This is a genomic window from Ferroglobus sp. (genome assembly GCF_015521575.1).
Classification (GTDB): Archaea; Halobacteriota; Archaeoglobi; order Archaeoglobales; family Archaeoglobaceae; genus Ferroglobus.
Map to the genome: position 1 here is coordinate 1 of NZ_WANY01000144.1, position 11,493 is coordinate 11,493.

General features: G+C 45.3%; 13 protein-coding genes. 3 read left to right on the forward strand and 10 right to left on the reverse strand.

Translation table 11 applies throughout. From position 1 onward, the window contains the following. Positions 1–22 precede the first annotated feature (22 nt). The 3 genes from F7C14_RS05930 (at position 23) to F7C14_RS05940 (ending at position 931) form a co-directional block, all read left to right on the forward strand. Complete coding sequence (locus F7C14_RS05930) at positions 23–265, forward strand: AbrB/MazE/SpoVT family DNA-binding domain-containing protein (protein ID WP_367114343.1); 243 nt, start codon at positions 23–25, stop codon at positions 263–265. Beyond that, positions 252–656 carry a PIN domain-containing protein gene (locus F7C14_RS05935; RefSeq protein WP_290900848.1) on the forward strand — a complete coding sequence of 135 codons (405 nt, stop codon included), beginning with the start codon at positions 252–254 and terminating at the stop codon, positions 654–656. The genes F7C14_RS05930 and F7C14_RS05935 overlap by 14 nt, the downstream gene beginning before the upstream one ends. A gap of 65 nt (positions 657–721) precedes the next feature. After that, positions 722–931 carry a hypothetical protein gene (locus F7C14_RS05940; protein WP_290900850.1) on the forward strand — a complete coding sequence of 70 codons (210 nt, stop codon included), beginning with the start codon at positions 722–724 and terminating at the stop codon, positions 929–931. 298 nt (positions 932–1,229) lie between these two features. Here the strand turns inward: F7C14_RS05940 and F7C14_RS05945 are convergent, their stop codons facing one another. The 10 genes from F7C14_RS05945 to F7C14_RS05990 form a co-directional block, all read right to left on the reverse strand. Continuing rightward, positions 1,230–2,477 (reverse strand): acyl-CoA dehydrogenase family protein, encoded by a 1,248-nt coding sequence (locus F7C14_RS05945; RefSeq protein ID WP_290900852.1) that lies wholly within the window; start codon positions 2,475–2,477, stop codon positions 1,230–1,232. 73 nt (positions 2,478–2,550) lie between these two features. Continuing rightward, positions 2,551–3,855 (reverse strand): CoA transferase, encoded by a 1,305-nt coding sequence (locus F7C14_RS05950; RefSeq protein ID WP_290900854.1) that lies wholly within the window; start codon positions 3,853–3,855, stop codon positions 2,551–2,553. A gap of 9 nt (positions 3,856–3,864) precedes the next feature. Next, on the reverse strand, positions 3,865–5,202 hold the full coding sequence (locus tag F7C14_RS05955; protein WP_290900856.1) for a CoA transferase: 1,338 nt from the start codon (positions 5,200–5,202) through the stop codon (positions 3,865–3,867). 25 nt (positions 5,203–5,227) lie between these two features. Beyond that, on the reverse strand, positions 5,228–6,700 hold the full coding sequence (locus F7C14_RS05960) for a sodium/proline symporter (RefSeq protein WP_290900858.1): 1,473 nt from the start codon (positions 6,698–6,700) through the stop codon (positions 5,228–5,230). Continuing rightward, the gene (locus tag F7C14_RS05965; protein ID WP_290900860.1) at positions 6,697–7,134 is read right to left on the reverse strand and encodes a hypothetical protein; all 438 of its coding nucleotides are present in this window, start codon (positions 7,132–7,134) and stop codon (positions 6,697–6,699) included. The genes F7C14_RS05960 and F7C14_RS05965 overlap by 4 nt, the downstream gene beginning before the upstream one ends. A gap of 59 nt (positions 7,135–7,193) precedes the next feature. Beyond that, entirely contained in the window at positions 7,194–7,892 is a 699-nt protein-coding gene (locus F7C14_RS05970) for a helix-turn-helix domain-containing protein (protein WP_290900862.1), read from the reverse strand. Positions 7,893–7,939: 47 nt separating this feature from the next. Then, positions 7,940–8,770 (reverse strand): DMT family transporter, encoded by an 831-nt coding sequence (locus tag F7C14_RS05975; protein WP_290900870.1) that lies wholly within the window; start codon positions 8,768–8,770, stop codon positions 7,940–7,942. 2 nt (positions 8,771–8,772) lie between these two features. After that, a complete protein-coding gene (locus F7C14_RS05980; protein WP_290900864.1) occupies positions 8,773–9,345 on the reverse strand; it encodes a class I SAM-dependent methyltransferase in 573 nt (190 codons plus the stop codon). After that, the gene (locus tag F7C14_RS05985; RefSeq protein WP_290900866.1) at positions 9,329–10,618 is read right to left on the reverse strand and encodes a tryptophan--tRNA ligase; all 1,290 of its coding nucleotides are present in this window, start codon (positions 10,616–10,618) and stop codon (positions 9,329–9,331) included. Before F7C14_RS05985 ends, F7C14_RS05980 begins: the two co-directional genes overlap by 17 nt. A 9-nt stretch (positions 10,619–10,627) precedes the next feature. Beyond that, a partial coding sequence (locus tag F7C14_RS05990; RefSeq protein WP_290900868.1) for a ribose 1,5-bisphosphate isomerase occupies positions 10,628–11,493 on the reverse strand: 866 nt, incomplete at its 5' end.

The window sequence follows — 11,493 nt, forward strand, 5'->3', positions numbered from 1 at the left end:
AAAAGAGCAAGTAAGATCAATGATGGAATCAGATGTCGTGAGAGTCGGAAAAAAATTTACTCTGGTCATTCCGAAAAAAGTTAGAGAAATGCTCGGAATAAAGGAAGGCGATCTGTTGAGTGTGAAAGTGAAAGAGGGAAAGATAATTATGGAGCCGAAGAAGTTTGACCCTTTTCAAGTTCTCGAAAGGATCATAGGGGAACCTTACGATGAAAGGAGGGATGAGAAGAAAGCTGAGGAGTGGTTAAGGGATGCCTGTAGCTGACACGGACCTTCTTTTTGCTTTAAATCCTAAGGATAAAAAGCATAAAAAAGCCTTAAAGCTCATTTCGAACCTTAGAGGAATAAAAGTTCCCGATACGGCTTTGTTTGAATTTGTCGTAGTTCTAAAAGCCAGGGGTAGGAAAGCTGAAGAAATAAAAGAGGCTGTATTAGCTTTAAAGGATATCTTCGATAGGAACTTAATTAGGGAAGTAAAAACGATTGACGCTGATCTCATCACTAAGCAAGCCGAAATAGAAGAAAATTATGGTCTGACTTTTTTCGATAGTCTGATAGCTGCTTCCGCTCTAAAGTTGGATAAAACTGTGATTTCAGACGACAAAGCTTTCGATAAAGTTCCGGAGCTTAAAAGAATTCCTATATCGGAGGTGTAAGCATGATCAAAAGTTTGAAGATAAGGCGAGAAGTCGAGGATGAATGATTCGAGCCGGCAGTCGATTTGGGCGACGTTGTTAAGGGTACAGCTCCAAGCTTTGTCCTCGATCTCCTTTCATTCTTCGAAAGAACTTACCTTACGGATCACATGAAGGAGCTAATCGTGATGTCCCTCATGAATGTTCTCGGGCTCAGAAAAGCAGTTGTTGGTGGAAGAACTTACAGCGTTATTCGTTCGGTAATCGCCGCTTTTATAGTCCTCTCGCTGAGGTAGTCATTTAGATCTCTTTGCAATAGATGATATAACCGATTCACGCACTCGAACGTTTTTCTCCGCTCTGCGGTCATGTATTTGATGAAATCAAAAGAAAGCAGTTCGAGCGTGAGTTTGCTTGAGAGGTAATAAAATTAGCGAATTGTACGGATTTTCAATAAAAGCACTCCGAGAATATTGGCGAGATGGAATTCGGCATTCATGTCGAACGGTCAGACCTACCCAGTTTCATACCTCTCAGCTCCCGTAAGGGTCATCATCCCTAATTGCTCTTAGAGGTACTGAATTTAAAAATAATTCATTCGTAAACCTTTTCGAACTCCTTGTACCAATCCACGGCGTCCTTTTCGTAGTCTCTGTCTCTACTTGGAAGTTCGAGCATTTTATATGCTTCATGCTGGATTAGTAGCTTCATTATTTCGTTGCTTCCCGTCCATATCGGAGCTAAGCGCATGTCCCTCAACATCCTCTCCACCGGATACACCTGCGTGTATCCAATCCCTCCAAGTATTTGCATGGCGTTGTTTACAATTTCCCAGCCAAATTCTGTCGCTATATACTTCGCCTCGCTTACGAATCTCCTCGGATCCAACTTGCTCTTTCCAGCATCGTAATCGTCAGCAGCTCTGGCTGCGGCGTAAACTAAGTATCTCGCGGCATCGAGCTTCGCAATGCTCTCAGCCACCTTAAAACTGACTCCCTGAAATTCTCTTATCTTTCTTCCGAAGGCTTTTCTCTTGTCGGAATATTTCATAGCTACTTCTATAGCCGCTCTTGCCAATCCAACGGCTCCAGCAGCTGATGTAAGCCTTTCCGGGATCATCATTCTGTTGAAAACGATTCTTGCTTCGTTCACCTCTCCAACTCTGTACTCGTCTGGCACTTCCAGATTTTTGAAGGCGATTCTTGCAGTCCCCATCCCTCTAAACCCCATTAAGTTGTGCAGATCTTCGATTTCGACTCCCATATCCCTCTCGACGATAAATGCTGTTAGAGCTTTATGCCCCGGAGCATTTGGATCTGTCCTTGCGTAAATTAGATAAAAGTCAGCCACCTTTCCTCCGGCTATGAACCTCTTCGTTCCATTTAAAATCCACTTGTTTCCCCTCTTCTCGGCTTTCGTTGTCGTTCCGAAGAAATCGCTTCCCCCTCTTGGCTCGGTGAGGCCTTCGGCGGCGATCTTTTTCCCCTTTATCAACGGCTTCAAGAACTCCTCCTTTTGCCATTCCTGACCGAAGCGGTATATTGCTTCTCCTACTATGCTGATCATCGCGTAAGCGCATCCGATACCCATCCCGAGAACTCCTACCTCCTCAACAGCCACGCTCTCAGCCAGCCAGCTTAGGTTTCTTCCTCCGTACTCTTCTGGGAATCTTAAGCCGAGCAATCCCCTCTTTCCCGCCTCTTCAACGAACTCGAAGGGGTAATCCACTTCATCTCTATCCATTTTCCTTAAAAGCTCTGGATCGACGGCACTCACGAACTCCTTAACTTCTTCTCTAAGCGTCACGATCTCATCGTCGAGGAAAAAGTTTGTTTCGAGCATATTCAACTTTAGCTTTTCCTAAGCTATATACTGTTCGCAAAAATTAGAAGGAGTAAGTTTTGAACTTTCGACGTTAAATAACATTATTTTTCCTTAAGTTTTCGAGATCCTCCTTGCTTAACCCCAAGAGCGTTCTGTATACGAATTCGTTATCCTCTCCAACGTTTTTGCAAATCCACTTCAGCTTTGGAGGAGTTTCGCTGAACCTCCAAGGAGAATTAACTACCACGAGTTCCGGGTAGCGTCTGTCCTTGTACTTTCTGAACACGGCTTTTTCCCACCAGTATTTGTCTTCCAAAACTTCCTTGGGAGTCATGACCTTGGCGTAAATAGCCGTTCCTTTCTCACCTCTCTTCTTCCATTCAACCATTTTTCTTGCAAGTTCTTCAAACGTGAACTTCTCTATAGCCTTCTGAATGTCTTTGTAAGCCTCTTTCTGCTTTTCAAGCGGAGTTCTGTCGAAAACCGTTGGATATTTTTCAAAAATTTCCGGAGCCTCTATTTGAGTTACGAGGGCTCTGAAGTTGTCGTCCGTGTATCCAGCTGCAAACACGTACCCGTCTTTTATCTTGTAATAAGCGTAGCTGAAAACTCCCGCGTCAAGAGGTAGAACGCCAACGTCAACCGGCTCTTTGAAAACGTGCACCCACTGCAACTCCATCGTTATTTTCATCATAACCTCGGTGGAGGTTACATCTATCATCTGCCCTTCTCCAGTTCTGTTCCTGTAAAGCAAAGCAAGTAAAACACCAGAAACGGCGTAAATTGCCGTGAAGTAGCTTCCCATCCAGAATCCCGGAGAGGTGGGTAGGTTGTAGGGTTCTCCGGCTTCATCCAGCTCTTTGCAGGCGTACATGTAACCGGAGTTAGCAATTCCAAGAAGGTTTGAGTCAGGTATTTTCGCAAATTCTTTGGCTTTCTTTCCGAAGTGACCGTGGGCGGAGAAAGCCAAGTAAATCAAACCCGGATTTATTTCTTTAAGCTGTCTGTAGCCGATTCCGAGCTTGTCCATGTAGCCGGGAGGGTAAGATTCTATCACAACATCCGCTTTGGATACGAGCTTCTTGAAAAGCTCCCTCCCCTCCTCTTTTTCAATGTTTAAAGTTATGAACTCCTTGTTTCTTCCTTCAACGAGGAAGTTCAGTCCGGTGTTGTTGAAATAAAACTCTCCGAAAGGGGAAATCTCTCTAAGAGCGTCTCCTTCTGGAGGTTCGATTTTTATAACCCTCGCCCCAAATTCGGCGAGAATGGAAGACGTAACGTGAGCTGCCGGCTGAGCGTAGCTGATGTCAAGAACTGTAACATCTTTTAATGCTTCATCTTTAAATCTCGCCTCTTCAGGATCAGTTAACTTTTTAGCGAACTCCTCCCACTCCATCTTCTCACCTCACCACGAGAAAACCGGATCGTCCTCAGGATTGAAGTCTGATGGTGGCTTTCTTCCGATCACATCAGCCCAGTAGGAAATGACACCCTCTTTAACAAGCTCCTCGATCTCCTCATCGCTCAAGCCGAGAATCCTTTTGAAAACGTATCTGTTGTGATAGCCGACCGGATAGACAGACCACCTTATCCTTCCCGGAGTTTTGCTGAGCTTTATCGGCGTTCCAGCAGCGGCAAAACTTCCGAGGATTGGATCGTCGTAAATCCAAACGCTTTTTCTACTTCTGAGGTGCTCGTCGTTGTAAACTTCAAAGCTCCTCCTTACTTGAGAAGCCGAGAAACCGTAGGTCTTAGCAGCTTCTATTACCTCGTCGAGAGTTCTCTTAGAAACCCACTCAGCAACTATTTTGTCGAGTTCGTCAGCATTTTCTTTTTTCAGTCTTGCGGTGGTTGTCGAAAACCTGTCATCCTTCAAGAGATCTTCAGCATTCATAGCTCTACACAACGCTTCGAACTCCCTTTGAGAGAGAATCGAAATTACCACCAGTTTTCCGTCCTTCGTTTTATACATATTTGCTGGAGAAAGGTTCGGATCCCTGTTGCCCATTCTCGGGCGATTTTCCTTTTTGAGAGCAACGTAGGTGTAAATAGCGTCCATAATTCTCGGGAGAGTCTCTACCTGACTCAAATCTATGTACTGTCCTTTCCCAGTTTTCTCTCTGTAGTACAAAGCTATCAACACAGCCATAAATCCTACTGTTGCGTTTATGAAGTCTCCCGGATAATGGGGAAGTCTTAGCGGAATTCTCTCTTCGTATCCCGAGACTGCTGACACCCCGCTCATAGCTTGTCCGCTCGCATCAAAGCTTGGCCAGTCCTTTCTTTCTCCCCACTGCCCGTATCCGCTGAGGGAGAGGTAGATTATGCTGGGATTAACTTCCTTGATGTGTCTGTAGCTTAAGCCGAGTTTGTCCATAACTCCGGGTCTGAAGTTCTCCACGATAACGTCGCTTTTTTTGGCAAGCTTCAAAAATAAATCTCTTCCCTTAGGATTCTTCAAATCGATGGATACGTAGTATTTGTTCCTGTTAACCCACGTAGCTCCTAAGGAAGCTTCCTTCCAAAACCTCGCCCACAGGCTTACGCTTCTTATTAAATCCCCCATCTTCGGTGGCTCAATCTTTATTACCTCAGCCCCAAATTCTGCAAGCAGAGAAGTAGTCTCTGGACCGTGTATGACCATCGTCAGATCGAGAACTCTTATACCCTCAAGCGCTTCGGGTTTTTCGAAAACTCTCTCCGGACTGAAAAGCTCGTTCGTCCACTCAAAATAATCCTTCATACTCTTCCCCCCTAAAAAATTAAAATTATGCTTCGATCGCCGCTCTGATATCCGGATCTATATCTTCTTCAGCTGCACTTCTCGTTAACAAGGATACGAAGATCATTACGAGTAGAGCAGCTATTATGCTAACCGCATAACTTGGCAGAGCGTAGGGAAGTTTCATTCCGAGGATTTTCTCGTAAATTAGGAAGCCTATGTTCAAAACGAGGGCTGTTATGAGACTTGCTATCGCCCCTTCCTTAGTTGCTCTCTTCCAGTTTAGTCCCACAGCTAAAAGGGGAAGCGTAGCAGAGGCGAAGTAGCCCCATCCAAGGGCGCCGAGTATCGCTACAAGGTATTTTCCATAGTATCCGAAGAGGACGGCAAAGATCGTCAAAAGGACTGTGACTATCCTTCCCCACCAAACTTGCTTTGCATGCTCTATCTCTTTTCCGAGAGCCATTGGCAGATCTCTAACTATTGCTGCCGTGCCTATCGCTATGAAACCGCTTGCCGTTGACATTATCGCAGCGAGCAATCCAGCATAAACGACTGCACTCATCCAAGCCGGAAGCTGGCTCAGAAATGCTATAGCCGCTTGATCCGGCTTTTGGAGAGCAGGTATCTTACCCCCTATGACGAGCCAGAGAGCTGCGTAACCGACGAATATCCACAGCAAACTTGAAAGCATGTAGCTTCCCCCGCTGATCAACGCTCCCCACTTTAGGTCTTTGTAGCTTCTCAAAGCGTAGAATTTCGTCGCCAGATGCGGCTGTCCGAGCCCACCCAATGCGAAGACGAAGAACCACATAAGAACGAGCACCCACGTCCCTCTACCGAGCGGATCGATTAGTATAGGATCTTTTTGACCAATCGTTGTGAACAACCCCTCTGTTCCTCCGGTTAACATTAACGCAAAGAATAACACTCCAATGGCTGCAATGAGCATTATTAACCCCTGGAAGAAGTCCGTTAGAATGCTTGCAGCCATTCCGGCAACGGCTGTGTAGATCATCGTGATTCCGAAAATTATGATAATCGCTGTTTCTAAGTCAACTCCAAGCAATCCGGAAACAACGTATCCACCAGCCATAACCTGCGTTCCGAGATAAGCAATGACTCCTAAAACGAGGCTTATAGCGAGTAATCCTCGAACAGCTTCGCTTTTGAACCTCGCAGCTGCCAAATCGGGAAGAGTTGCCATGGGTCTTACTTCCGCTATCAACCTCACCCTCTTTCCTATGACGAACCATCCGAGCCCGAAACCGAGGGGGGCGGCGAGAGTTATCCATAGTGATGTGGCTCCGAGAGCGTAAACGAGTCCCGGCCCGCCTACGAAACCAAAACCACTCATTATGGAAGCGAAAGCTGCTACAGAGGTGACGATCGTTCCAAAGAGCTTGTGTGCTCCGAAGTAGTGCTCGGCAGTCTTAACCCTTTTTACCGCATAAACTCCGATCGCAAAGGTTACGATGAAGTATCCAATAACGATGCTAACTGTAAGCGGATCGCTCATTTTGACTTCGCCTCCTCGACTTTTTTCTTAAACTCCTTCCACCTCTCTTCGCTGAGAATCCACTTGTCAAAAATGAGGGCGTAGCTGAGAGTTCCGGGAATAAACAACAGAAGCCACATCACTGGAAACAGCACGAAGAATCCCGGATGCATTCCTGCTATAGTGAACTCCGGAAACTTCCCTCTGAACTCAGCCCAGTACTTGAAAATTAGGGTTATACATACAGCCCAGAAAATGAAGAGCAAAGCTCCGAGCCATGCTGAAGGGCCAAGTTCGTTCTCTCTCATCGCTCCTATAACAAGCCACAAAGACAAGCTCAGACCTACCAAATAACCAAGCACTTGCCAAGCGTTGGCTAAAGCAGCTAAAAGCATCGCAAACATAACCACTCCGTTCAAAATCAGAATCTTTCCTCTGAGGTCGATTTCAATCACCTCCAGTAAAAAAAGCTCTCAAAACGACTTAAAGTGTGAAGTTAACATGTTAACAACAGCTACTCCTTTTCAAGGGATAGAATTTTTTCGATGTGTTTCAGTATTTTCTTCTCAGCTCTCCGTATATTTTTCGAAACTCCAGCTTTCGAAATTCCGAACTCCTTAGCCAGCTGGGTTATGTTTACCTTTCTCGGATTTTCGTAAAATCCTCGCTTTATGGCGGCTTTCAAAATTCTTCTTTCCGTAAAAGTTAGATTCTCTATCTCTTTCATTAAATCGGCGAGAACTGACGAATAGCTGAAAATTTTCGAGAACTCTTCCACGGTGATTCTATTCTGGTTTTTAATCGTGAACTGGTTGTCCTTTTCAAGATCGTACAAAGCCCTCTCCATATCCTCTTTCGTGTCGAATCCGACTTGCCAAAGCTCGCTACCATTTTTTACGTAGAAAGGACCGACTATGTACCCTCCGTTTCTTCTTATGGAGTTCATTGCACTTGTGTAGTCTATCTCAGCTCTAGCTAACGCAACATTTCCCTCTCTCGACAAAACTTGAAGTTTGTGGAACTTTGGCTGATTGTGCAAAGCGTGGATGGCGTTTTGCAACTCTTCCTCGTCTTTTGCGATTATATAACCACGAACTACGAAACATTCAGCTTTAAAGTCCCAGTATGTTCCGAAGTAGGATACTTCCAAGTCGTCTGAAGTGTTTACGAAAGGGCAGTCGTACTGAAGCATGTCTATCGTTAGAATGTACATGTTCGGTAAATTACTCTTCATTAAAAATTATAAACTTTTGTCTTCGATCACTCTTGAGTTCTGACGGCGATGCCTATTCCGAAAAGCACGAGAATCATTGATAGGTAAGCTTTGGCATCAAGAGCTTGTCCAAGAACGATCCAGGCTAAGAAAGCTGCTCCTACAGCTTCACCTATTATACTCGCTGTAACTGGAACGACCTTCATCCGCCTTAGAAGATAATTTATCAGCGTGTGCCCGAGCATCATGGGGATAGCGGCGAGTAGAACGAAGAAAATCCAAGTTTTGAGGGGATAGCCGAAAAGTGGAAGTTTGATGAGGTAAGAGATTGCGAAACTTACCAAAGCTGCTGTGGCGTAGGTGAAAAGCACGTAGCTCTCGAAGTCAATTTTGCTCCTTGAAAATCTGCCGAGGGTGAAGTAAACGCCTCCGGCTAAAGCACCTACCAAAGCTAAGATAATCCCCTCTGGCTTTGAACTCGGATCGGCTCCACTTAAAAAGTAAACTCCGACTATAGCTATAACGACACCGATAACCTGAGAAAGCTTCGGTCTCTCACCGAAGAAAGAGGAAAATACTGCTGAGAAAATTGCGTGGGTGCAAACTATCGTCGTGCTTACGGCTACCGATGCGTAAAACAAGGACTGCATCCAGCTTGAAAAGTGTATTGCTAATGCGGTTCCAGCTACGATAGGATAGACTACTTCACTCCTCTTGGGAGTTCTTATCGACCTCGTGAAAGCTAAGAGAATCAATACGGAGAAAAAGAGCCGCCAAAATGCTGTAACTGATCCGGGAGCGTTTGCAAGGACAACGAAAATCGATGCCGAAGAGACGGAGAGGACTGCTAAGGACAAAAGAGCATAATGTTTGATCATTTTCACGTCCTTTTAGCTTTAACGCAAAGAAAATCTCCGCTTGATATCACGTCAATTCCGCTGATCTGCTCGATTTCAAAGTTTTTGTTCAGAATCTCTTTGATCTCCTCTAACGTGTAAAATTTTGCGACCGAGTAAAACCTGTGTCCTCTCTTCCCCTTTTCTTCGTATAGTTTGCCGAGAGCCGAGTTTTTAGGTACGAAACCGATTATTAGGTAACCACCTTTTTTTAGAACCCTTCGGATTTCCTCTACCGCCTTCTTTGGATTTTCGAGGAAGCAGATGGTAACGATAAGCAATACTGCATCGAACACCTCGCTTTTAAAAGGTAGGGTGTTTGCATCACCCCTCACGACCTCTACTCTCCTCTTCGCAACTTTGAGCATGTCTAAAGAGGCGTCTATGCCAATAGCCGAAAACTTCTCAGCGAACCTTCCAGTTCCGACTCCCACTTCGAGAATGAGTCCTTCAGGAACTATCTTTTTTAAGCACTCCACTTCTTTCACGAAGATCTCTTCGTTTCTATCGTACCATTCGTCGTATTCCAGAGCTTTCCCTTCAAATATTTCCCACATGCTTCGGAAAGATTATTTCGTACTCGTCAAGCCTACTCTCAGCCTCTCTCATTCTCTCTTGGAGATCTCTTAAAAACTCCACGACGAGGGAAGCAGCGTATTTTTTGCATTTCCCGCAAAGAAGTTTTCCGGACTTGCAGCTCTCCCTGATCTCTTCAAGCTCTTTGTCCTCTTCAATCAGGTGGTAGTTGTAAAGCTCGAAAACCGCACATCTTTCCGGCTCTCCTCCAAGTCTTCTTTGCTCTTCAGCAGTAGCTCTTCCTCCGGTTAGCGCGTTCATGACCTTTTTCTCCGCCTCTTCCGGTTTGTCCAGTAAGCTTATGTAACTTTCGGGCTTGCTCGAACTCATTTTTCCTCCAGTTAAGCCAGTGATGAACTTGTGGTAGGTTGATGAAGGCGGAATGAAGGCGAAACCCCCAATTTCAAGCTCGATTTTTCTGACCTCCTCTTCTATCCTCTTTTTCTCTCCAAAAACGTCGACGTGTCCTTCGTAGAATTTCTTCTCGAAGTTCAAACTTTCAAGTTCCCTCAAAAACTCGCTTCCCTTTCTGCTCCTGATTCTCAATCCGCCTTCTATCTCTTCGAAGGAAAATATCGACGCCCTCGCAGCAAGATCTCTCGTTAACCTGATGTGTGGATCTTGATCAGCTCCGACGGGAACTACAGTCGGTTTCGGCCCACCGAATTCTTTCAATTGAGGAAAGAGAATGTCTGCCGCTTGTATAGCCGGAATGTATATCTTCGTCAGCGGGGTTTCACTTTCAAATCCGTATATTGCCTTAAGCTCGCTCCAGTTAACTTCCGCAGCCAATTCGAAAGCTAAATTTTTAACGTGCTCATTGGCTGATTGGAAGTATATCACGCTGTTCTCGTTCAAACCCAATGCGATGATGGCTTTGACGTACTCCATTCCAATCTCAAAGCACTTTTTCCAGCTTAAACCTCGAACTCCGTGGGCTTCCATATCGGCTATAGCCACAAAAGCTTTCCCCCCTTTTTGGTTGTGCCAAACTATCTCGTCCATCGTCATTTTGTGTCCGAAGTGGGGCAAGCCCGAGGGCATAAATCCGGACATTACAGCAAATTCTTTACTCTCTTTCATCGCTTCGACGATTCTCCAGTAATCTCTGTGCCCGAAGATGATGCCTCTTCTCATTAACCTCATGGGTTTTTCGATTTCGTCAAGCAAGTCTTCGAATTTCTCCATTCCAAACTCTTCTATCAGCTTGCTGTAATCGACGATTCCCTCAACTTCCCAAGGGGTAACTTTCATTCCGACACCTCACTCGAAGTGATTTGGAGACAGAACTATTTCCTCGTCGTAGATTTTAGCGTAGCCGAGCCTCTCTTTTATGATGACGTACGCCATCTCCGGCGGAATCGCTCCGATCTCAGTCACGATCAGATCTATGTATCCTCTTGGGGTGGCATCAAAGGCTGGATTCCTTATCCTCACGTTCTTGAGGGATCTAATCTCCTTTCCAGCGACCTCTTCAGCGCTTCTCTCTTCTATCACCACAAGCTCTCCGAGGAGTGTTTTCGGACTGAACTTGTAGGTTTCGGCTGCAACTATGAAGGGAACTCTCGCTTCTTTGGCAGCCAAAGCGATCATGGATGTTCCTATTTTGTTTATTAAAGCTCCATTAGCAGTTATCGTATCCGCTCCGACGATAACGTAGTCGACCTCTTCTATAAAATACCTCACAGCGCTGTCCACTATTAGATTCACCTTTATTCCGTATTCTGAAAGCTCCTTGGCCGTTAAATGTCCTTGATATCGTGGTCGAGATTCGGTAGCGTAGACCTCCTCGATTTTCCCTTCATCGAAAGCCTTTTTTATGACTGCTATGGCTGCCGAAGAATTGCAGTGGGTCATAACCACGGAGTTCTTCTTTATCCTTCTTGCCCCTATCTCTCCAATTTTTTGTTTAGCCGTATCAACCCACTCGATGAACTCCTTCGCTCTTCTAACCAAACTCTCTCTTTTCTCCTCTTCGTTGTCTCCTTCATACCTCATCACGAAATTTATAGCGTTGAACAGGCTTACCGCCGTGGGGCGGGTGTTCAAAAGCCTTTCGGCAGCTTTTCTCATCTTTTCGTCGAAGTCTCCTCTGATCGTTAAGGCGTAATTCATTAAGGTCTCGGCTG

Bases quoted from the DNA above. Each gene is read 5' to 3' on its own strand.
- F7C14_RS05930 (WP_367114343.1), top strand. From the start codon at position 23: ATGGAATCAGATGTCGTGAGAGTCGGAAAAAAATTTACTCTGGTCATT.
- F7C14_RS05935 (WP_290900848.1), top strand. From the start codon at position 252: ATGCCTGTAGCTGACACGGACCTTCTTTTTGCTTTAAATCCTAAGGAT.
- F7C14_RS05945 (WP_290900852.1), bottom strand. From the start codon at position 2,477: ATGCTCGAAACAAACTTTTTCCTCGACGATGAGATCGTGACGCTTAGA.
- F7C14_RS05950 (WP_290900854.1), bottom strand. From the start codon at position 3,855: ATGGAGTGGGAGGAGTTCGCTAAAAAGTTAACTGATCCTGAAGAGGCG.
- F7C14_RS05955 (WP_290900856.1), bottom strand. From the start codon at position 5,202: ATGAAGGATTATTTTGAGTGGACGAACGAGCTTTTCAGTCCGGAGAGA.
- F7C14_RS05960 (WP_290900858.1), bottom strand. From the start codon at position 6,700: ATGAGCGATCCGCTTACAGTTAGCATCGTTATTGGATACTTCATCGTA.
- F7C14_RS05970 (WP_290900862.1), bottom strand. From the start codon at position 7,892: ATGTACATTCTAACGATAGACATGCTTCAGTACGACTGCCCTTTCGTA.
- F7C14_RS05975 (WP_290900870.1), bottom strand. From the start codon at position 8,770: ATGATCAAACATTATGCTCTTTTGTCCTTAGCAGTCCTCTCCGTCTCT.
- F7C14_RS05980 (WP_290900864.1), bottom strand. From the start codon at position 9,345: ATGTGGGAAATATTTGAAGGGAAAGCTCTGGAATACGACGAATGGTAC.
- F7C14_RS05985 (WP_290900866.1), bottom strand. From the start codon at position 10,618: ATGAAAGTTACCCCTTGGGAAGTTGAGGGAATCGTCGATTACAGCAAG.